We start from the raw sequence: 19,474 nt of genomic DNA, 5'->3' as shown, positions 1-19,474 counted from the left end.
CCCGTCGGACCGCAAGCGGTCCATCCACCCTTCCCAGGAGCCTTCATGACCCTTCCCACCCACGGCAGAACGCTGGAGCAGACCATCGCCGCGATCGAGGCGCTGGACCTCGGCATGATCAAGTTCAAGGCCACGCGCCGCGAGGACGGCTACGGCTGGTCCGACCAACACGCCGACCGCATGGAGGTGGCCTACAAGCGCTACCTGATCCTGCACGCGAAGTACCCCGACATGCAGCTCGCGCCCGAGCAGGACGTCGACCGCTTCTGGCACATGCACATCCTGGACACGCGCAAGTACGCCGCCGACTGCCAGGCCACCTTCGGCTACTTCCTGCACCACTTCCCGTACCTCGGCCTGCGCGGCGAGGGCGACGAGCGGGCGCTGCAGGAGGCGTTCGACACGATGCAGCGCCTGCTGCAGCAGGAGTTCGGCGAGCCGGCCGGGGCCGTGGCGCGCGACGCCGCGTGGTGCTCGGTGGAGCCGACGACGAAGAGCGCGGCGTGGTGTTCCGTCGAACCGACGACGAAGAGCGCGGCGTGGTGCTCGGTCGAGCCGACGACGAAGAGCGCCGCGTGGTGTTCGGTCGAGCCGACCGGGAAGAGCGCCGCGTGGTGCTCGGTCGAACCGACCGGGACGAGCGCGGCGTGGTGCTCGGTCGAGCCGACCACCCAGGGCACGGCGCCGAAGCAGGTCGCCGAGGTGCACTGACCCGGCGGTCAGCCGCCCAGGCGCTCCCAGGCGCGCGCTGCCCGCTGCGCACGCGCCGCGCCGGCGACCTGCAGCAGCGCGGCGTCGCGCGGCCAGCGGGCCGCCACCGCATCGCCGGCCGCCGCGAAGCGCTCGCCGGCCTCGGCGAACAGCGGCGCCAGCCACTGCAGCGCGCCGGCCAGCGCCACATGGGTCGTCGCCGCCAGCGTTTCGGCCGCGGCCAGCTCGGCCAGCAGCGCCAGCGCGGCCACCAGGCGCTCGGCGAAGGCGGAGGGCCAGGCGCGGGCGCGTGCCTCGCGCAGCAGCCAGGCGCCGATGGCCAGCATCACGTGCACGTCCTCGACGGTGCGGAAGGGCTTGACCACGGCTTCATAGCCATCGCCCGGCAACAGCGCCGAGGCCGAGACGCGTACATCGGTCAATAGCACACCGGCATGCGGCACCTCGGGCACGAAGCGGGTCGGCGGCATCGGCTGCAGCTGCACGCCGGGCGTCGCGCTCTCGACGCGCACGACCCGCAGCGCCGGCCGCCCGGCCGGTTCGGCGCCGGCCGGCGACCACGCGCCGACGACCAGCAGCGTCGCGCTTTGCGGCCCCAGCGTGGTCCAGCGCTTCTCGCCGTCGATGCGCAGCATCCCGTCGGGCTGCGGCGCGATGCGGGTGGCGATGTCGCGCGGGCGGTTGCCGCCGGCCTCGGTGACGCACAGCGCAGCCAGCCGTTCACCGGCCAACGAAGGCAGCAGCGCGCGCAGCGCAGCCTGGTAACCGCCGGCGAAGGCCCAGCCGATGCGGTCGGCGGCCCAGCCGCAGCGCAGCGCCAACGCCACCGGCGAATCGGCGGTGGACTGCAGCGCCTGCCAGTGCGGCCACCAGGCCGCGAGGTCGTCGAACGGCGCGGAGGCGCCGGCGGGTGGCGTGTGCAGCAGCTCGGCCAGGGTGGCATGCATGGGCCGATCGTAGCGGCCGGGCAGCGCGGCCGGCTGTCGTCGACGCGTCAGGCGGCCGGCGCGGCGTCAGGCGGCCGCTGGCGTTGCTTCAAGCGCGGCGGGCACCGTGGGCAGCTCGCCGCCGAGCAGGCGCTCGATCAGCTCGCGCACGCTGCGGATCTGCGTGCCGAACGGCAGCGCGCCCGCGCCGCGGAAGAACAGCCCGCGCCGCACGTCGCCCTTCAGCGCGGCGGCCAGCTGCTGGTCGATGCAGAACTGGCCCCAGCCGACCTTGCCGTCGCGCAGCCCGCATTGCGCGAGGCAGTCGAAGGCCTTGGTGCAGCGGGCCTTGACCTGCGCCACCGCCTGCAGCTTCGGCTCGGCCTTGAGGTACGCCTTCAGCCACGGCGTCGCCACCGCGCGCGCGGGCAGGCCGGCGACGCTGGTGAACTCGACGATGTCTGCCGGTGTGGCCTCGGCCAGCACCTGCTTGAAGGCCGGGTCGGCATCGCCTTCGGTGGTCACCGCGAACGCGGTGCCCAGCTGCACGCCGGCGGCGCCCAGGCCTTGCAGCCGGCGGATGTCGTCGACGCTGCCGATGCCGCCGGCGGCGATCACCGGGGTGTTCTCCAGGCCGGCCGCGCGCAGCACCGCCAGCGTCTCGGGCACCGAGCGTTCGAAGTCGAAGCGCGGGTCGTTGACGTCCTCGACGCGCGCGGCGCCGAGGTGGCCGCCGGCCAGGCGCGGGTGCTCGAGCACGATCGCATCGGGCGCGCGCTTGCGGCGCTCCCACTTGCGCACCAGCAGCTGCACGCCGCGGGCATCGCTGAGGATGGGGACCAGCGCGGTCTCGGGGTGGTCGGCGGCCAGGTCGGGCAGGTCCAGCGGCAGCCCGGCGCCGACGACGATGGCATCGATGCCGGCGGCCAGCGAGCGCTTCACGTAGGCCGCGTATTCGCTGACCGCGCGCATCACGTTCATCGCCAGCAGCCCGCGGCCCTGCGACAGCGCGCGCGCGGCCGTGACCTCGCGCTCCAGCGCCTCCAGGTTGGCCGCGTCGATCGCCTGCTTGGCCTCAGGGCCGACGCCGAGGCCGCGCGTGCGCTCCATCAGGTCGGGATGGTGGCGGCGCAGGTCGACCGAGGACAGCGTGCCGACCGCGCCCTGGGCGGCGACGCTGCCGGCGAGGCGGTGCGCCGACACGCCGACGCCCATGCCGCCCTGCAGGATCGGCAGCAGCGTGCGGCCGCGCAGGCGCAGCGGTTGGAGGCCGCTGCGATCGAGCAGCGCGGCGAGTTCGAGAGGAATCACGGGGCGTGACTCTAGGCAGTCGACCCCAAGGTGTTCCTGACGCAGATCAAGGCGGATGCAGAGAAGCGATCAGGTCGGCCGCCCGGTCGGCCGATCAGGTGGCGAACGCCCAGTTCGCCCGATCAGCGCGGCCGGTCGGGCGGGCCGGCACCCAGCCGCTCGGCGATCGCCTGCACGCCCAGCCGCGGGCTGGCCAGGACGTCGATGCCCAGGTCGGCCAGGCGATCGGCCGCCGGCGCCATCGAGGCCTGCGCGAGCACGACGACGTCGGCGTCGCCGCGCTCGGTGCGCACGCACGCGGCGATGCGCTCGTGATAGCGCGCGATGTCCCCGGCCTCGAAGCAGGCCCACGCCCCCTCGGCGAGCACGCAGCGCGGCGTGATCGCGCGGCCGGCCACATCAGCCGACTCCTGCAGCAGTGCGGCCGTCGGCGCCAGCGTGCTGTCGAGCGCGGCGACCACCAGGATGCGCGGGCCGCTGGCCACCGCGCGGTCGGCCATCGCGCGGTCGATGCGCGCCGTGATGAAGCGCCCGTCGGTCGGCGTGCGCTCGGCCAGGCCGCCGATCGTCGAGCAGGTGCAGACCACCGCGCCCGCGCCGTGCGCCTGCGCGGCGGCCCGCATGGCGGCCTGCACGCGTGCGATCAGCGCGGCATCGCCGGTGCCCGCGTGCCGCGCCTCGGCGAGCAGCGTCTCGTCGACGACATGGTGCGCGTCGCAGCCCGGCGCGAGCTCGGCGGCCAGCGCGGTGAAGGTCGGCACATGCACCGGCGCGGTGTGCAGGAAGACGAGGGACGGGCGCATCGGGCGAGTATGCGGCCGGCCGGGCGCATACTGGACCGCATGCCCGCTGCCTCGACAACGCTGTCGCTGGTCGACCTGCGCGCGCCGGACGCCGAGGCGGCGCGGCGCATCGGCGAGGCCTGCCGCGCGCAGGGCTTCTTCTACCTCGTCGGCCACGGCCTCGACGAAGCGCGCGCGCAGCGGCTCGAGGCGCTGAGCCACCGCTTCTTCGCGCTGCCCGACGAGCTCAAGCAGCAGTGGTCCATGGACAAGGGCGGCCGCGCATGGCGGGGCTGGTTCCCGCTCGGCGGCGAGCTGACCTCGGGCCGGCCGGACTGGAAGGAAGGCCTCTACCTCGGCACCGAGCTGCCCGACGACGACCCGCGCGTGCGGGCCGGCGAACCGCTGCACGGCCGCAACCTGCTGCCCGGCGACGACGTGCTGCCCGGCTTCCGCGACACGGTGCTCGACTACATCGCGGACGTCACCGCGCTCGGCCACCGCGTGATGGCTCTGATCGCGCTGTCGCTGGACCTGCCGGCCGACTATTTCGCCGCGCGCTACACCGCCGACCCGCTGGTGCTGTTCCGCATCTTCCAGTACCCGAGCCGCCCGGTGCCCGACGGCCTGGACGTGCGCGACGGCGTCGGCGAGCACACCGACTACGGGCTGCTGACGCTGCTGCGCCAGGACACGGTGGGCGGCCTGCAGGTGCGCACGCCCGGCGGCTGGATCGACGCACCGCCGCTCGCCGGATCGCTGGTCTGCAACATCGGCGACATGCTCGACCGCATGACCGGCGGCCTGTACCACAGCACGCCGCACCGCGTGAAGCTCAATGCCAGCGGCCACCACCGCCTGTCGTTCCCGCTGTTCTTCGACCCCAACATGGCCGCGCGCATCGAGCCGATCCGCAGCGCGGCGACCGACGACCACGCGACGCGCTGGGACGGCGCCAGCGTGCATGCCTTCGACGGCACCTACGGCGACTACGTGCTGGCGAAGGTCGGCAAGGTGTTCCCCCAGCTGAAGCAGGCGGTGCTGCCGACGCGGTCGGCTTGAGCCTGCGCAAAGCGGCCGCGGCGCGCGGCGCCGGCGCGGGCGACCCGGCCGCTACGATGGGGTGGTTGACGTTTCGCGTGAACTGCCGATGCGTGCGCTGCACCATGCCCTGCTGCTGATCGTGCTGGCGATCGTGCTGGGAGGCGCCGGCGGCTGCAGCGGGCTGCCGCGCCATCAGCCGGGGCCGGTCGAGCAGGCGCTGCAGGACGTCGCCGACACGCCGCTGGGCCGCTTGGCGGCCGCCGCCACGCCGGCCGGCCAGGGCGGCGATGCACGCTCCGGCTTCCGGTTGCTGTTCGCCGGCGAGTCGGCCTTCAATGCCCGCATCGCGCTCGCCGGCCGTGCCACCCGCTCGCTCGACGTGCAGTACTACGTGCTCGCCGGCGACCGCACCGGGCGCGGCTTCCTGCGCGAGCTGCGCGACGCCGCCCAGCGCGGCGTGCGCGTGCGGCTGCTGGTGGACGACCTGTACGCCGCCGGCGACGAGGACCTGCTGGCCGGGCTGGCGGCGCATGCCAACGTCAGCGTGCGGCTGTTCAACCCGCTGCCGGTGCGGCTGCCGTCGGTGGGCGTTCGCCTGCTGCTGTCGCTGCCGCAGCTGCAGCGCATCAACCACCGCATGCACAACAAGCTCCTGATCGCCGACAACAGCCTGGCGGTCTCCGGCGGTCGCAACGTGGCCGACGAGTACTTCATGAACAGCCGCGAGGCCAACTTCGTCGACCTCGACGTGCTATCCGCCGGCCCGGTGGTGCGCGAGCTGTCCGCCGTGTTCGACCGCTACTGGAACAGCGACCGCGTCTACACGCTGCAGCAGCTGCTCGCGCGGCCGCTCGTCGCGGCGGACCGCGAATACTTCGACGAGGCGGTGCGCGACGCGACGGTCCGCCTGGGCGAGCGCCAGCACGACCAGTTCGGCCAGCCCAGCCTGCTGCGCCAGTTCGAGCAGGGCCAGCTGGTGCTGCAGGGGGCACCGGCCCGCGTGCTGGCCGACGATCCCGACAAGGCCGCAGACGAGGCACCGGGGCGGCCGCGCCTGCCGACGGTGTCGGACCAGACGCTGGCGCTGATGGACTCGGCGCGCGACCAGGTGCTGGTGATGTCGCCCTACTTCATTCCCGGGGAACGCGGCATGCAGCTGATGCGCCGGCTCGCGGCCGAGCTGCCCGGCGGCGTGACGCTGCTGACGAACTCCGCCGGCGCGACCGACGAGCCGCTGGCCTACGCCGCGTATGCACGTTATCGGCCGGCGCTGCTGGCGGCCGGCGTTCGCATCCACGAGCTGAGCCCGACGCTGGCGCGCGACGCCGGCCGCATCGACGACTTCCGCCGCAGCACCGGCCGCCTGCACAGCAAGACGCTGGCGGTCGACCGCCGCTGGCTCTTCGTCGGGTCGATGAACCTGGACCCGCGCTCGGCGCGCGCGAACACCGAAGCCGGCCTGGTGATCGACAGCCCCGCGCTGGCGCAGCAGGTCGTCCGCGTGTTCGACGAGGCCATCGCGCTCGGCAGCTACCGGCTGCGGCCGGCCGACCGCGGCATCGAATGGATCGAGACCGACCGGCAGGGCCGCCAGACCGTGCATGCGCACGAACCGTACGACAGCGTCTGGCAGCGCCTGAAATCGTGGCTGCTGGGGCTGTTCGTGCCCGAGCAGTGGCTGTAGCGGCGCTTCAGCGCACGGTGCGCACGAGCCTGCGCAGCTCGCCGCGGTAGGTGTAAAGGCCCAGCGGGGGCCGGACGCGCTCGCCGCGTTCGTCGAAGGTGATGGTGCCGGTCAGGCCGGTGAAACCCGCGGTGGACGCCAGCGCCTCGAGCACGCGCGCCGGCTCGGCCGTGCCGGCGCGCTGCATCGCGTCGGCGATCAGCAGCACCGCGTCGTGCACGTGCGCGCCGTAGAAGCGGGGCTCGGCACCGAAACGGCGGGCATAGGCGCCGACGAACGCGGCGATCGCCGGGTCATCCCCCCCGGGCATGCCGCCGGGCAGCGCGCACAGCACCTGATCATCCATGGCCGCGCCGATCGCATGATAGGAAACAAGGTCCGGCGTGCAGGGTCCGTCGCCGGTGATGAAGCGTGCCCGCAGCCCGCGCAGGTTCATCTGTCGCAGCAGCTGGCCGGCCTGCGGATCGAAGCCGCCGAACACCACCGCGTCGGCCGCGCGCTCGGCGGCGGCCTCGAGGAACTCGCCGAAGTCCTCGGCATCGGGCTCGATGCGGCGCTGCTCGACCACGCGGGCGCCCGCGGCGCGCACGGCCATCGTGAACTGCTCGGCGAGCCCGCGGCCGTACACCGAACCGTCGTCCAGCACGGCGAAGCGCCGCAGGCCGAGCTGCTGCACGGCATGCAGCCCGAGCAGCTGCGCGACCTGGCGGTCGTCGGCCACCAGCCGGAAGCTGGTGGCCGGCCCCTGGCGCCGGAGCTCGGGCACCGTCGCCGACGGCGCGATCAGGGCAATGCCGGCCTCGGCATAGAGGCGGCCGGCCGCGATGGTCGTCCCCGATGTCATGTGGCCGACGACGGCGGACACCCCGGCCCGCAGCAGCGCCTGCGCGGCACGTCGGGCGCCGGCCTCGGTGTCCTGGTCGTCGTCGGTGACGAGCTCGAAGTGCGCCTGCCGGCCGTCGATGCGAAGTGAGGTGGTGTTGAGTCGCTCGATCGCCAGCCGCGCGGCGTTCTCGCTCTCGATGCCGACCACCGACGCCCAGCCGCTGGTCGTCGCCGCATGCCCGATCTTCACCGTCAGCACCGGCTGCGCGGTGGCGGTGGCCAGCCAGCAGGCGGCCAGGCCGGCGGCGCGTCGTGCCCAGGTTCTGCCGAATGCCATGCAGCCACTATGGCCGCGGGCCGCACGGCGCCGCTTGACGCAGCGCAGTCCGGCGATCAGCGCGCCGGCCGTCCCGCACCTCCGGAGCGCGGCACACGTTCGCTGGTCGCGTCGATGCCGCGGCAGGTCGTCAGGATGTCGCGCACCATGGCCATCGACACCGGCTTGACGAGATAGAGGTCGAAACCGGCCTGGCGGCAGCGCAGCTCGTTCTCGGCGCTGTCGTGACCGGTGAGGCAGACGATGGTCGGCGGGTCGTCGTCGCCGAGCAGGCGGCGCAGCGACTGCATCAAGTGGCTGCCGCTCTGCTGGCCGAGGAACAGGTCGACGAAGATCACCTGCGGCCGCTGCTCCATCGCGACGCGCAACGCGCCGACCGCGTCGTAGGCGACCCGCGGCTCGCAGCCCATGTGGGCGAGCAACTCGGCCAGCGAGTCGGCGAAGTCGCGCACGTCGTCGACGACGAGCACGCGCAGGGTCCGTTCGGCAATCGGCATGGCGGGCGGCGGGCAATCGGCATGCCTCGATCGATGTGCGGCCGGCGCCGCGCGCGGGCGGGCCGGCACGCCGAATGCCCGCATCCGGGAACCACTGTCCGACCGAGGAGAAACGTTCGCATGAGCAAGATCGCTTCCCGCATCAGCGGCAAGATCTACCGGTTCCACTGGACCGAGGGGCCGACGAAGGGCCAGGTGCATGAACACCTGTTCCACAAGGACGGCACCGTGGAATGGCACGGCCTGCCGGCCGAGGGTGACCGCAGCGGCACCGCTGACCGCGCGCCAGCGCAGGCACAGGCGCCGAAGGCCGAACGGCCGCCGTACCTCGCCGCCGACGTCGGCGAGGATGTGGCGCTGGTGTCCTACCGCTCGCCGGACTCGGGCTTCACGCTGACGGTCGCGCTGAACTTCTTCGACGAATCGGTGACCGGCGTCGCGTCGAGCCAGGACAGCTGGGTGCCGGTGAAGGGCACCTTCGAGATCGGCGACTGATCAGTCCAGGCAGCGCCCTTCGCGCCCACCGCGCCCGCCATCCAGCGGGATCGGCGCTCGACTGTACGATCGCCGCTCCGAAGGCTCCGCAGATGGAGGATCGCATGATCAAGGTTTCCGTGATGTACCCGAACACGCCCGGCGCGCGCTTCGACCACGGCTACTACCGCGACCGGCACATGCCGATGGTGGCGGCCCGGCTGGGCGACGCATGCCGCCGCTGGACGGTCGACAAGGGCCTCGCCGGCGGGGCCCCGGGGCAGCCGGCGCCGTTCGTCGCGATGTGCCACCTCTACTGCGACTCGGTCGAGGCCTTCAACGCCGCCTTCGGCCCGCATGCGAAGGAGATCATGGGCGACATCGCGAACTACACCGACCTGCAGCCGCAGCTGCAGATCAGCGAGGTGGTGGTCGAGTGACCGGCCGCCGGCGCTGCGCTCACCAGCGCGGCGCGATGCGCTCGCCCGGCAGGATGGCGTAGGGATCGCCCCAGCCCGGCAGCGCGCGCAGGCGGTCGAGCCACGCGCCGATCTGCGGGAACAGCGCCGGCACGTCGATGCCGCTTTCGTCGACCGGGAAGAACAGGTAGGCGCACAGCGAGAAGTCGGCGATCGTCGGCGTCTCGCCGACCATGAACGAGCGGCCCGCGAGATGCTTGTCGACGATGCCGAAGGCGCCGTCGATGCGCCCGCGCAGCCAGGCCATCACGGCCGGGTCGGGCGCGGTGGCGCCGAAGGCCTTCATGAAGCGATAACTCGCGAAGTAGCTGGTGAACTTGTGGTTGTCGAAGAACAGCCAGCGCAGCACCTCGACCTTGTCGTCGTCCGTCGCGCCGCCGTACGCGCCGTGCTTCGCGGCCAGGTAGCTCAGGATCACGCCGGACTGCGTCAGCCGCTTCGGCCCGTCGTCGAGCACCGGCACCTCGCCCATTTCGTTGGTCGCCTCGCGCCAGTCGCCGGTGCGGGTGACGCCGTTCATGTAGTCGACGTGCACGGCTTCCCAAGGCACGCCGAGCTGGCGCAGCAGGAGAGCGACCTTGAAGGTATTGCCGGACTGGCAGAAGCCGTGGAGCCTGTACATGGTGGCAGCGGGGGTTCGGTGGCGGCGGGACGCCGAGTATGACGTCGGCCGCGTTGAGGCCGCGCCCGCGCCTTCAGCGCCGGATCAGCTCGACGCCGTCGACCGTCATCTTCCAGTCGTCGCCGTGCTGCTGCTGCGGCGGCCGGCTGACGATGAAGCGGGTGCTGATCGGGCCGATGCCGACGTCGAAGTGGTCGCCGTCGAAGCCCTTGATGGGACCGTCGACCGCCGTCGAGCTGCGGCCCTCGAAACGCTTGTAGCGCACGCGGCCGTCGGCATCGATGACCAGTTCCATCGAGCGGTCGGGCTGCGGCGCCGAGCGCCAGATGCCGATGTAGGCGGCCTTCTCCGGCGGCACCGGCTGGCCGCAGGCGGCGAGGACGAGCGCCGCCACGAGCGGGGCGGCGAAGCGCATCGACAGCGATGGACGGGACATGCGGCACTCCGGAAGCAGCGCCGGTTGTAGCAAGGGTGCGTATCAGCGCCGTTTCGCGCCGCGGGCGCCTTGTTGCGCCGCGCGTCGCGAGGGGATCAGGGCGCGAACACGATGTGGCGCACGACCTCCGGCCGGCCGTCGATGCGCGCGAGGCGGCTGTCGGCGCCGAAGTGCAGGTCCACCGGGTGCTCGTGCAGCCCCGTCCAGTAGCGCCAGACCGGCCCGTCCAGGTCGCGGGTGTCGTTGCGCGAGGGCAGGCCGAGCGACATCAGCACCTGGTCGCGCGTCATGCCGGTGCTCACGCGGCCCGCACGGACCGCCAGCCGCGTCAGGTCCGGCCACTGCTCGAGCCGGTTGCGCGGGTCCTCGGCCACCGTGATGCGGCGCAGCCACTGCAGCGTATCGTCCTCGGTGGCCGCGGCATCGTCGCGGAAGGCGACCTCGTTGCCGCCGACGGTGCCGTAGACGTAGTAGCGCTTCTTGATCGTGGTCAGCTGCACCGGCTCGCCGGCGGGGATCAGCGTGCCGCCTTGCACGTTGTTGCTGGAGATCCAGCCGTGTTCGGCGCGCAGGTTGCAGCAGGTGTAGCCGGTGATCGGCGGCTGCATCGGCGTGGAGCAGCCCGACAGGACCGCCGCGGCGGCGAGCAGCATCGTCAGCGGCGCATGCGCCGCCCTTCGTTTCTTCATGGTGCCTCCCTCGTGGACGGGCAGAAGTCTACGAGGACCGGCAGGGCGCGGCGGCCCGCCGCATCCCCCAGGGTGGGGGATCGGCCGCCGTCAGCCCGCGGGCAGCGCGGGCGCGAACGCGTCGTCGATCTCGTTGAACAGCGCGGTGTCGCCATTCACCGGGAACGGCCCGTCGCCGCTGTGTTCCGCGCGCGAGGCCGGCACGAAGCTGCCGCTCTTCATGTCGAAGACATGCACGTCGCCGTCCTCGATCACGTAGTGCCAGCCGTGCAGCGCGAGCGCACCCCGCTCGACGCGGCGGCGCACCATCGGGTAGTCCATCAGCCGCTCGAGCTGCAGCACGATCGCGCGCTGCTCGGTGCGGCGCAGCGATTCCGGCGTCGGCCGCACGGGCAGCACGGCTTCGCGCGCCAGCTCCAGCCACGCGCCCAGGTTGACCGCCTCGGGCGACAGGTCCTCGTACAGGGCCTTGATCGCGCCGCAGTGGCTGTGGCCGCAGACGACGATGTGCTCGACGTGCAGGTTCAACACCGCGAACTCGATCGCCGCCGCGGTGCCGTGCAGACCGCCGGTCCAGCGCGGCGCGCCGGCGCCCGCCGCGTGGACGCCAGCATCCGATCGCGGCGGCGGCGCGGGCGTGAAGTCGTCGGCCGGCCGGCTCGGCTGCAGCGTGCCGCAGCACGGCGGCACCAGCGCGCCGACGTTGCGCACGATGAAGAGCTCGCCGGGGCCGGCGCCGGTCAGCAGGTAGGGCACCAGCCGCGAGTCGGAGCAGCCGATGAACAGCGTCGTCGGATGCTGGCCGTGCGCGACCAGGTCCTCGAAGCGCTGGCGATGACGCGGGAAGGTGTCGGTGTGGAAGCGCTTCAGTCGCGCGAGCAGCTGGTCGTCCATGGCGCGCGCGGGAGGTTCAGCCATTCAGCGGTCACTGCACCAGCGGGCTGTCGCTCGCCTCGAGGTCCACGCCTTCGAGCTCGGCGTCGGCCGCCAGGCGCTTCAGGTACTGCCGCATCGCGGTCGCGAAGCTCTGCCGGCGCAAGGTGGCCGCGACGGCGCTGGCCACCGCCTCGTAGGGCGGCTGCTGGCCGGGCTCGCGCGCCAGCACCTCCACCACGTGCAGCCCGTGGCGGCTGTGCACCAGCCGCGGCAGCACGCCGATCTCGCTGTGGCCGAAGAGCTCGTGCGCGAACTCGGGCGCGCAGTCGTCCGCGTTCAACCAGCCCAGGTCGCCGCCGTGCCCGCCGCTCGGGCAGTTCGACTGCGCGGACGCACGCTGCGCGAACAGCGCCGGCTCGGCCCGCACCTCCAGCAGCGTGCGTTCGGCCTGCGCCCGCAGCGCGCCGATGTCGACGCCCGGCGTGACGGCGAAGAGGATGTGGCGGGCCTGCACCCGTTCGCCGACGGCATAACGCGCAGGATGCGCGGCATGGTGGCGGCGGCAGGCGGCGTCGTCGGGCTCGGGCACCGCGAGCTCGTCGTCCAGCAGCCCGTGGATCGCCGCGGCGGCGGCGGCGCTGATCACGCCGTCGGCCGGCGCCGGATCGTCGCCGCGCAGCCGGCCCAGCGCGATCGCGCGTTGCCGCAGCAGCTCGGTGCAGGCGCGCTGGCGCAGCTCGTCGTCGCCGAGCTGTTCGCCGTCGGCGTGCAGCGGGACCCGGCCGACGCGGGCGACGGCAGGGGGCAGGAGGTTCGTGGCGGTGCGAACGGCGTTCATGGCGAGACCTCGATCAGGCGGTGCGGCCGGCCGACGTGCGGGCCGTCGCGGGGGCGGACTCGCGCACCGGTTGCGCCACGGGGCGCGGCGCCGCGGCCTGCGGCACAACACGTGACGGCAGCGCACCTTGCGAAGCCGGCAGGCCCAGCCGCCGGCTGCGTGCCAGCTGGTACGGGCGGACGATGTAGGCCAGCGTGCCGAAGCCGCTCCACACGTGCACCAGGCGGGTGAACGGGAAGACCAGGAACACCGACATGCCCAGCACCATGTGCAGCTTGAACACCCAGCCCGCGCCGTCGAGCAGCTCGACCGCGCCGGTGCGGAAGGTGACGATGCGCTGCGCCCATTCGGCCAGCTTCATCATCATGCCGCCGTCCAGGTGCTGCGCCGACAACGGGATCGTGCCCAGGCCCAGCGCCAGCTGCACCCACAGCAGCGCCAGCAGCACGATGTCGCTGGTCTTCGAGGTCGCGCGGATGCGCGGGTCCGACAGGCGGCGGTGCAGCAGCAGCGTGATGCCGATGAAGCCCAGCGTGCCGGCCACGCCACCGGAAACCATCGCCATCAGCTGCTTGCCGCCGGCGCTGATGAAGGGCTCGTACAGGAAGTGCGGCGTCAGCATGCCCACCGAGTGGCCGACCAGCAGGAACAGCACGCCGATGTGGAACAGGTTGCTGCCCCAGCGCAGCGAGCCGGTGCGCAGCAGCTGCGACGAGTCGCTCTTCCAGGTGTACTGGTCGCGGTCGAAACGGATCAGGCTGCCGACGACGAAGACCGCGAGGCAGATGTACGGGTAGAGGCCGAAGAGGAAGGTGTCGAGCGCTTTCATGCGGCGGCTCCGGAACGTTGGGAGGCGGGGGAACGGCGGACCACGTGCACCGGCTGCGCCTGGTTCGGGGCAGCCTGGCCGGCCGAGCTGCAGCCGTTGAAGGCCTCGGGCTCGGCCCAGCTGGCATCGAGCGGCTCGTCGGCCTCGGGCGCGGACCGGCGCGCGACGGCATGCGCATGCTCGCCGGCGACATCGAGCACCGCGGCGAGCACGCCCGCGTAGGCACTGCCGCGCTCGGCCAGCGCGTCGTGCACCGCGTGCAGGATGTGCGCCATCTCGCCGAGGAAGCTGCGCGCGGTGGCGGCGTCCTGCGTCGAGGCGAACTCCAGCACCGCGGGCAGGTAGTCCGGCAGCTCGCCGTCGGCGAGCAGAAGGCCGGACTTCGCGTACATCTGGCCGAGGTCGATCATCGCGGGGCCGCGGTCGCGCGAGTCGCCGTGCACATGCTCGAACAGATGCAGCGAGGTGCGGCGGCCGCGATCGAAGGTTTCGACGTAGGCGGCCTGCAGCGCCAGCGGGTCGACGGTCAGCAGCTCGCGCACCAGCGTGACGAGGCCGGCCTGCGCGGGGGCGCTCAGGCCGGTGCCGTCGGCCAGCAGGTCCGCGATGGCCGGGGCCTGCGCGAGCAGCGCATCGTCGGGGTAGCTCAGCAGCCGCGCGAGCGCGCGCAGCGTGTGGCGATGGGGAATGTTCATCGTGCGCCCCTTCAGATCGTCGCCTGGATCGGGATCGTGCGGCGCTTCTTGGCGCCGAACAGGCTCTGCTCGGTCGCGCCGTCGGAACAGCCGTTGCCGAACGAGAAGCCGCAGCCGCCGCGCACGTCGAAGGCGTTCTCGGCGTACTCGCGGTGCGTGCTCGGAATCACGAAGCGGTCCTCGTAGTTGGCGATGGCCATCACGCGGTACATGTCCTGCACCTCGGTGGCCGTCAGCCCGACCTGCCTGAGCACCTGGTGGTTCTCCACCTTGTCGACGTGCTTGCCGCGCTGGTACGCGCGCATCGCCAGCATGCGTTCGAGCGCGCGCACCACCGGCGCGGTGTCCCCCGCGGTCAGCAGGTTGGCGAGGTAGCGCACCGGGATGCGCAGCTGGTTGACGTCGGGGATCTCGCCGTTGACGCCGACGTGGCCGGCCTGCGCGGCCGAGGTGATCGGCGACAGCGGCGGCACGTACCAGACCATCGGCAAGGTGCGGTATTCCGGGTGCAGCGGCAGCGCCACCTGCCAGTCGACCGCCATCTTGTAGACCGGGCTGTTCTTCGCCGCTTCGAGCCAGGTGTCGGGGATGCCGTCGGCGCGCGCCTGCTCGATCACCTTCGGATCGTGCGGGTCGAGGAAGATGTCGAGCTGCGCCTGGTACAGGTCGCGGTCATGCTCGGTCGACGCGGCTTGCTGGATGCGGTCGGCGTCGTACAGCAGCACGCCGAGGTAGCGGATGCGGCCGACGCAGGTCTCGGAGCACACGGTCGGCTGGCCGGCCTCGATGCGCGGATAGCAGAAGATGCACTTCTCGGCCTTGCCGGTCTGCCAGTTGTAGTAGATCTTCTTGTACGGGCAGCCCGAGACGCACATGCGCCAGCCGCGGCACTTGTCCTGGTCGATCAGGACGATGCCGTCTTCCTCGCGCTTGTAGATCGAGCCCGACGGGCACGACGCGACGCAGGCCGGGTTCAGGCAGTGCTCGCACAGCCTGGGCAGGTACATCATGAAGGTGTTCTCGAACTGGCCGTAGATGTCCTTCTGCACATCGTCGAAGTTCTTGTCCTTCGAGCGCTTGGCGAACTCGCCGCCGAGGATCTCCTCCCAGTTCGGGCCCCACTCGATCTTCTCCATGCGCTGGCCGGTGATCAGGCTGCGCGGCCGTGCGGTCGGCGCGGCCTTCGATTCGGGGGCCGACTGCAGGTGGTCGTAGTCGAAGGTGAAGGGTTCGTAGTAGTCGTCGATCTGCGGCAGGTTCGGGTTCGCGAAGATGCGCATCAGCAGCTTCCACTTGCCGCCCTGGCGCGGCTCGATCGAGCCGTCGGCGTTGCGGATCCAGCCGCCGTTCCACTTGTCCTGGTTCTCCCACTCCTTCGGGTAGCCGATGCCGGGCTTGGTCTCGACGTTGTTGAACCAGGCGTATTCCATGCCGGGGCGGCTGGTCCAGACGTTCTTGCAGGTGACCGAACAGGTGTGGCAGCCGATGCACTTGTCCAGGTTCAGCACCATGCCGATCTGTGCGCGTACTTTCATGGTTAGCTTCCTTCTTCGTGCGTCAGGGCATCAGGCGTTGGCAGGGGCCGGCACCGGCTCGTCGTCGAGCCAGTCCACCTTGTGCATCTTGCGCACGACGACGAACTCGTCGCGGTTGGTGCCGATGGTCCCGTAGTAGTTGAAGCCGTAGGACAGCTGCGCGTAGCCGCCGATCATGTGGGTGGGCTTCAAGACGATGCGCGTCACCGAGTTGTGGATGCCGCCGCGCTGGCCGGTGATCTCCGACCCCGGCGTGTTCACGATCTTCTCCTGCGCGTGGTACATCATCACCATGCCCGGGTTGACGCGCTGGCTCACCACCGCGCGCGCGGCGATCGCACCGTTGACGTTGTAGAGCTCGATCCAGTCGTTGTCCTCGATGCCGGCTTTCTTCGCGTCGTCCTCGGACAGCCACACCACCGGGCCGCCGCGGTTGAGCGTCAGCATCAGCAGGTTGTCGCTGTAGGTCGAGTGGATGCCCCACTTCTGGTGCGGCGTGATGAAGTTCAGCACCACTTCCTTCTCGCCGTTGGGCTTGCGGCCCTGGATGTCGTCGATGGTCTTCAGGTCCACCGGCGGGCGATAACTCGTGAAGCCCTCGCCGAAGGCGATCATCCAGCGGTGGTCCTGGTAGAACTGCTGGCGGCCGGTGAGGGTGCGCCAGGGGATCAGCTCGTGCACGTTGGTGTAGCCGGCGTTGTACGAGACCTTCTCGCTCTCCAGCCCGCTCCAGGTCGGCGACGAGATGATCTTGCGCGGCTGCGCCTGCACGTCGCGGTAGCGGATCTTCTCGTCCTCGCGGTGCAGCGCCAGGTGCGCATGCTCGCGGCCGGTGGCCTTGGACAGCGCCTCCCAGGCCTTCACCGCGACATGGCCGTTCGTCTCCGGCGCCAGCTGCAGGATGACCTCGGCGGCATCGATGTCGGTCTCGATCTTCGGCCGGCCCTGGCTGGTGCCGGGCATGTCGACGGTGCCGTTGAGCTCGGCGAGCTGCTGCACCTCGTCGTCGGTGTTCCAGTTGATGCCCTTGCCGCCGTTGCCCAGCTTGTTCATCAAGGGGCCGAGGGCGGTGAAGCGCTTGTAGGTGTTGGGGTAGTCGCGCTCGACCAGGGTCACCTGCGGCGCGGTCTTGCCGGGAATCAGGTCGACCTCGCCGCGCTTCCAGTCCTTCACGTCGAAAGGCTGCGCGAGTTCCCCCGGGGTGTCGTGCATCAGCGGCGTGAGCACCACTTCCTTCTCGACGCCCAGGTGCCCGATGCAGACCTCGCTGAAGGTCTTCGCGAAGCCCTTGTAGATCTCCCAGTCGCTCTTCGCCTGCCAGGCCGGGTCCACCGCGGCGCTGAGCGGGTGGATGAACGGATGCATGTCGCTGGTATTGAGGTCGTTCTTCTCGTACCAGGTCGCCGTCGGCAGCACGATGTCCGAATAGAGGCAGGTCGTGCTCATGCGGAAGTCCAGCGTGACCAGCAGGTCGAGCTTGCCTTCGGGACCCTTCTCATGCCAGCGCACTTCCTGCGGCTTCGCGTCCTCGGAACCGAGGTCCTTGCCCTGCACGCCATGGCTGGTGCCCAGCAGATGCTTCAGGAAGTACTCGTGGCCCTTGCCCGACGAGCCGAGGATGTTCGAGCGCCAGACGAACATGTTGCGCGGCCAGTTGCGCGGGTCGTCCGGGTCCTCGCAGGAGAGCTTCAGCGCGCCGCTCTTCAGCGCGGCGGCCACATGCTGCTTCGCATCGCCGCCCGCGGCGGCCACGTCCTTGGCCACCTGCAGCGGGTTGGTCTGCAGCTGCGGTGCGCTCGGCAGCCAGCCCATGCGCTCGGCGCGCACGTTGTAGTCGATCATGCTGCCGCCGAAGTCGAGCTTGCTGGCCAGCGGCGACAGCACTTCCTCGACGCCCAGCTTCTCGTAGCGCCACTGGTCGGTGTGCGCGTAGAAGAACGAGGTCGAGTTCTGCTGCCTCGGCGGGCGTACCCAGTCGAGCGCGAAGGCCAGCGCGGTCCAGCCGGTCTGGGGCCGCAGCTTCTCCTGGCCGACGTAGTGGGCCCAGCCGCCGCCGGACTGCCCGATGCAACCGCACAGCATCAGCATGTTGATGATGCCGCGGTAGTTCATGTCGCAGTGGTACCAGTGGTTCATCGCCGCGCCGATGATCACCATCGACTTGCCGTGCGTCTTGTCGGCGTTGTCGGCGAACTGGCGCGCGACGGTGATCACCTGCTCGCGCGGCACGCCGGTGATCTTTTCCTGCCAGGCCGGCGTGTACGGCGTGTCGTGATCGAAGTCCTTCGCGCCGTCGCCGAATCCGCGCTCGACGCCGTAGTGCGCGGCCAGCAGGTCGAAGGCCGTGGCCACCAGCGCCTCGCGCTGCTCGCCTTCCTTGCCCAGGCGGATGCGGCGGGCCGGCACGGTGCGCAGCAGCACGTCGCCCGGCTGCTTGTTGGCGGTGAAGTGCGGCGTGTCGATGCCCGCGAAGTACGGGAAGCCGACCACCGGCGTCTCACGGCCGTCGGTCACGGCGTCCAGCACCGACAGCTGCAGCTTGACGTCGCTGTCGTGGCGCGCTTCCTTGGCCTCGAGGTTCCACTTGCCGGCGTCCTCGCGGCCCTCGGCCCCCCAGCGGAAGCCGATCGAGCCGTTCGGCAGCACGACCTTGCCGTTCTCGTCGAACGCCACCGTCTTCCAGTCGGCGTTGTTGTCCTGGCCGAGCTGGCCGTTGAAGTCGCTGGCGCGCAGGTAGCGGTCGGGCACCTGGATCACGCGGCCGTCGGGCAGCGTGTGCTCCTTCAGCTGGATCAGCAGCGGCAGGTCGGTGTAGCGGCGCGCATAGTCGTCGAAGTACGCGGAGCGCTTGTCGAAGTAGAACTCCTTCAGGATCACGTGGCCCATGGCCATCGCCAGCGCGGCATCGGTGCCCTGCTTGGGGTGCATCCACAGGTCGGCGAGCTTGCTGACCTCGGCATAGTCCGGTGTCACCGCGACGGTCTTCGCGCCCTTGTAGCGGACCTCGGTGAAGAAGTGCGCGTCGGGCGTGCGCGTCTGGGGCACGTTGGAGCCCCACGCGATGATGAAGGTGGAGTTGTACCAGTCGGCCGATTCCGGCACGTCGGTCTGCTCGCCCCAGGTCTGCGGGCTCGACGGCGGCAGGTCGCAGTACCAGTCGTAGAAGCTCATGCAGACGCCGCCGATCAGCGACAGGTAGCGCGAGCCGGCGGCGTAGCTGACCATGCTCATCGCCGGGATCGGCGAGAAGCCGATGATGCGGTCCGGCCCGTGCTGCTTGATCGTGTGCACGTTGGCCGCGGCGATGATCTGGTTGACCTCGTCCCAGGTGGAGCGCACGAAGCCGCCGAGGCCGCGCTGCTTCTGCCACTCGCTGCGCTTGGCCGGGTCGTTGACGATCGCCGTCCAGGCGTTCACCGGGTCCAGCGTCGCGCGCGCCGCGCGCCAGTGCTTCAGCAGCCGCGCGCGCACCATCGGGTACTTCACGCGGTTGGCGCTGTACAGGTACCAGGAATAACTGGCGCCGCGGGCGCAGCCGCGCGGCTCATGGTTCGGCAGGTCCCAGCGCGTGCGCGGGTAGTCGGTCTGCTGCGTCTCCCAGGTGACGATGCCGCCCTTGACGTAGATCTTCCACGAGCACGAGCCGGTGCAGTTGACGCCATGCGTCGAGCGCACGATCTTGTCGTGGGCCCAGCGCTGGCGATAGGCGTCCTCCCAGGTGCGGTCTTCGGCCGTCGTCTGGCCGTGGCCGTCGGAGAACGACTCCTTCGGCTGGTTGAAGAAGGTCAGGCGGTCGAGGAAGTGGCTCATTCTTGAACTCCGGAATCGGCAGCAGGCGCAGTGTGTTTGTCGTGCGTCAATGCCGATGCAATGCGGCGAATACG

Annotated in this window: 19 protein-coding genes; 5 read left to right on the top strand and 14 right to left on the bottom strand. The window is 71.2% G+C overall.

Going from position 1 to position 19,474, the window contains the following annotated elements; all coding sequences use genetic code 11:
* The first annotated feature begins 45 nt into the window (after positions 1-45).
* Positions 46-711 carry a glycine-rich domain-containing protein gene (locus P1K89_RS18115; protein WP_284617887.1) on the top strand — a complete coding sequence of 222 codons (666 nt, stop codon included), beginning with the start codon at positions 46-48 and terminating at the stop codon, positions 709-711.
* A gap of 8 nt (positions 712-719) precedes the next feature.
* On the opposite strand, the gene P1K89_RS18110 is transcribed toward P1K89_RS18115, so the two are convergent.
* The 3 genes from P1K89_RS18110 to P1K89_RS18100 all read right to left on the bottom strand — a co-directional run bounded on the left by P1K89_RS18110 (position 720) and on the right by P1K89_RS18100 (position 3,751).
* On the bottom strand, positions 720-1,658 hold the full coding sequence (locus P1K89_RS18110; protein ID WP_284617886.1) for an acyl-CoA dehydrogenase family protein: 939 nt from the start codon (positions 1,656-1,658) through the stop codon (positions 720-722).
* A 66-nt stretch (positions 1,659-1,724) separates the two neighbouring features.
* Positions 1,725-2,948: an NAD(P)H-dependent flavin oxidoreductase gene (locus tag P1K89_RS18105; protein WP_284617885.1), complete on the bottom strand. Its 1,224-nt coding sequence runs from the start codon at positions 2,946-2,948 to the stop codon at positions 1,725-1,727.
* Between the two features lie 122 nt (positions 2,949-3,070).
* The gene (locus P1K89_RS18100; RefSeq protein ID WP_284617884.1) at positions 3,071-3,751 is read right to left on the bottom strand and encodes an Asp/Glu/hydantoin racemase; all 681 of its coding nucleotides are present in this window, start codon (positions 3,749-3,751) and stop codon (positions 3,071-3,073) included.
* A gap of 39 nt (positions 3,752-3,790) precedes the next feature.
* Here P1K89_RS18100 and P1K89_RS18095 point away from each other — a divergent pair, with 39 nt between their 5' ends.
* Entirely contained in the window at positions 3,791-4,792 is a 1,002-nt protein-coding gene (locus P1K89_RS18095; RefSeq protein ID WP_284617883.1) for an isopenicillin N synthase family dioxygenase, read from the top strand.
* Positions 4,793-4,880: 88 nt separating this feature from the next.
* Complete coding sequence (locus P1K89_RS18090; RefSeq protein WP_284617882.1) at positions 4,881-6,458, top strand: phospholipase D-like domain-containing protein; 1,578 nt, start codon at positions 4,881-4,883, stop codon at positions 6,456-6,458.
* 7 nt (positions 6,459-6,465) lie between these two features.
* Here the strand turns inward: P1K89_RS18090 and P1K89_RS18085 are convergent, their stop codons facing one another.
* Both P1K89_RS18085 and P1K89_RS18080 read right to left on the bottom strand, forming a co-directional pair.
* Positions 6,466-7,620 carry a branched-chain amino acid ABC transporter substrate-binding protein gene (locus P1K89_RS18085; protein ID WP_284617881.1) on the bottom strand — a complete coding sequence of 385 codons (1,155 nt, stop codon included), beginning with the start codon at positions 7,618-7,620 and terminating at the stop codon, positions 6,466-6,468.
* Positions 7,621-7,676: 56 nt separating this feature from the next.
* Entirely contained in the window at positions 7,677-8,117 is a 441-nt protein-coding gene (locus P1K89_RS18080; RefSeq protein ID WP_284617880.1) for a response regulator, read from the bottom strand.
* 120 nt (positions 8,118-8,237) lie between these two features.
* Here P1K89_RS18080 and P1K89_RS18075 point away from each other — a divergent pair, with 120 nt between their 5' ends.
* Together P1K89_RS18075 and P1K89_RS18070 are read left to right on the top strand one after the other, a co-directional pair.
* Positions 8,238-8,612 carry a hypothetical protein gene (locus P1K89_RS18075; RefSeq protein WP_284617879.1) on the top strand — a complete coding sequence of 125 codons (375 nt, stop codon included), beginning with the start codon at positions 8,238-8,240 and terminating at the stop codon, positions 8,610-8,612.
* 104 nt (positions 8,613-8,716) lie between these two features.
* The gene (locus P1K89_RS18070) at positions 8,717-9,031 is read left to right on the top strand and encodes an EthD family reductase (RefSeq protein WP_284617878.1); all 315 of its coding nucleotides are present in this window, start codon (positions 8,717-8,719) and stop codon (positions 9,029-9,031) included.
* Between the two features lie 19 nt (positions 9,032-9,050).
* Here the strand turns inward: P1K89_RS18070 and P1K89_RS18065 are convergent, their stop codons facing one another.
* The 9 genes from P1K89_RS18065 to P1K89_RS18025 form a co-directional block, all read right to left on the bottom strand.
* Positions 9,051-9,692 (bottom strand): glutathione S-transferase family protein, encoded by a 642-nt coding sequence (locus tag P1K89_RS18065; protein WP_284617877.1) that lies wholly within the window; start codon positions 9,690-9,692, stop codon positions 9,051-9,053.
* Between the two features lie 73 nt (positions 9,693-9,765).
* Positions 9,766-10,128: a hypothetical protein gene (locus P1K89_RS18060; protein WP_284617876.1), complete on the bottom strand. Its 363-nt coding sequence runs from the start codon at positions 10,126-10,128 to the stop codon at positions 9,766-9,768.
* Positions 10,129-10,223: 95 nt separating this feature from the next.
* A complete protein-coding gene (locus P1K89_RS18055; protein ID WP_284617875.1) occupies positions 10,224-10,817 on the bottom strand; it encodes a hypothetical protein in 594 nt (197 codons plus the stop codon).
* Between the two features lie 90 nt (positions 10,818-10,907).
* Positions 10,908-11,711, bottom strand: a complete 804-nt coding sequence (locus tag P1K89_RS18050) for a carbonic anhydrase (protein WP_284617874.1) — start codon at positions 11,709-11,711, stop codon at positions 10,908-10,910.
* Positions 11,712-11,742: 31 nt separating this feature from the next.
* On the bottom strand, positions 11,743-12,531 hold the full coding sequence (locus tag P1K89_RS18045; RefSeq protein WP_284617873.1) for a peptidylprolyl isomerase: 789 nt from the start codon (positions 12,529-12,531) through the stop codon (positions 11,743-11,745).
* Between the two features lie 13 nt (positions 12,532-12,544).
* Positions 12,545-13,360, bottom strand: coding sequence for a respiratory nitrate reductase subunit gamma (gene narI / locus P1K89_RS18040; RefSeq protein WP_284617872.1), 816 nt, complete (start codon positions 13,358-13,360; stop codon positions 12,545-12,547).
* Positions 13,357-14,055, bottom strand: a complete 699-nt coding sequence (gene narJ / locus P1K89_RS18035) for a nitrate reductase molybdenum cofactor assembly chaperone (RefSeq protein ID WP_284617871.1) — start codon at positions 14,053-14,055, stop codon at positions 13,357-13,359. Before narJ ends, narI begins: the two co-directional genes overlap by 4 nt.
* An 11-nt stretch (positions 14,056-14,066) precedes the next feature.
* A complete protein-coding gene (gene narH, locus P1K89_RS18030; RefSeq protein WP_284617870.1) occupies positions 14,067-15,590 on the bottom strand; it encodes a nitrate reductase subunit beta in 1,524 nt (507 codons plus the stop codon).
* Positions 15,591-15,620: 30 nt separating this feature from the next.
* Positions 15,621-19,400 (bottom strand): nitrate reductase subunit alpha, encoded by a 3,780-nt coding sequence (locus tag P1K89_RS18025; RefSeq protein ID WP_284617869.1) that lies wholly within the window; start codon positions 19,398-19,400, stop codon positions 15,621-15,623.
* Between the last annotated feature and the right edge of the window lie 74 nt (positions 19,401-19,474).

It is taken from the genome of Aquabacterium humicola, from assembly GCF_030167915.1.
Lineage (GTDB): Bacteria > Pseudomonadota > Gammaproteobacteria > Burkholderiales > Burkholderiaceae_C > Pseudaquabacterium > Pseudaquabacterium humicola.
The sequence above is the reverse complement of the archived record's forward strand: the minus strand, read 5'-3'. Positions and strand labels throughout refer to the sequence as shown.

Excerpts from the sequence above, each read along its gene's own strand:
- P1K89_RS18100 (WP_284617884.1), bottom strand. The coding sequence starts at position 3,751 with ATGCGCCCGTCCCTCGTCTTCCTGCACACCGCGCCGGTGCATGTGCCG.
- narI (WP_284617872.1), bottom strand. The coding sequence starts at position 13,360 with ATGAAAGCGCTCGACACCTTCCTCTTCGGCCTCTACCCGTACATCTGC.
- P1K89_RS18110 (WP_284617886.1), bottom strand. The coding sequence starts at position 1,658 with ATGCATGCCACCCTGGCCGAGCTGCTGCACACGCCACCCGCCGGCGCC.
- narJ (WP_284617871.1), bottom strand. The coding sequence starts at position 14,055 with ATGAACATTCCCCATCGCCACACGCTGCGCGCGCTCGCGCGGCTGCTG.
- P1K89_RS18055 (WP_284617875.1), bottom strand. The coding sequence starts at position 10,817 with ATGAAGAAACGAAGGGCGGCGCATGCGCCGCTGACGATGCTGCTCGCC.
- P1K89_RS18070 (WP_284617878.1), top strand. The coding sequence starts at position 8,717 with ATGATCAAGGTTTCCGTGATGTACCCGAACACGCCCGGCGCGCGCTTC.
- P1K89_RS18060 (WP_284617876.1), bottom strand. The coding sequence starts at position 10,128 with ATGTCCCGTCCATCGCTGTCGATGCGCTTCGCCGCCCCGCTCGTGGCG.
- P1K89_RS18090 (WP_284617882.1), top strand. The coding sequence starts at position 4,881 with ATGCGTGCGCTGCACCATGCCCTGCTGCTGATCGTGCTGGCGATCGTG.
- P1K89_RS18095 (WP_284617883.1), top strand. The coding sequence starts at position 3,791 with ATGCCCGCTGCCTCGACAACGCTGTCGCTGGTCGACCTGCGCGCGCCG.
- P1K89_RS18085 (WP_284617881.1), bottom strand. The coding sequence starts at position 7,620 with ATGGCATTCGGCAGAACCTGGGCACGACGCGCCGCCGGCCTGGCCGCC.
- P1K89_RS18115 (WP_284617887.1), top strand. The coding sequence starts at position 46 with ATGACCCTTCCCACCCACGGCAGAACGCTGGAGCAGACCATCGCCGCG.
- P1K89_RS18025 (WP_284617869.1), bottom strand. The coding sequence starts at position 19,400 with ATGAGCCACTTCCTCGACCGCCTGACCTTCTTCAACCAGCCGAAGGAG.
- P1K89_RS18080 (WP_284617880.1), bottom strand. The coding sequence starts at position 8,117 with ATGCCGATTGCCGAACGGACCCTGCGCGTGCTCGTCGTCGACGACGTG.
- P1K89_RS18050 (WP_284617874.1), bottom strand. The coding sequence starts at position 11,711 with ATGGACGACCAGCTGCTCGCGCGACTGAAGCGCTTCCACACCGACACC.
- P1K89_RS18045 (WP_284617873.1), bottom strand. The coding sequence starts at position 12,531 with ATGAACGCCGTTCGCACCGCCACGAACCTCCTGCCCCCTGCCGTCGCC.
- narH (WP_284617870.1), bottom strand. The coding sequence starts at position 15,590 with ATGAAAGTACGCGCACAGATCGGCATGGTGCTGAACCTGGACAAGTGC.
- P1K89_RS18065 (WP_284617877.1), bottom strand. The coding sequence starts at position 9,692 with ATGTACAGGCTCCACGGCTTCTGCCAGTCCGGCAATACCTTCAAGGTC.
- P1K89_RS18075 (WP_284617879.1), top strand. The coding sequence starts at position 8,238 with ATGAGCAAGATCGCTTCCCGCATCAGCGGCAAGATCTACCGGTTCCAC.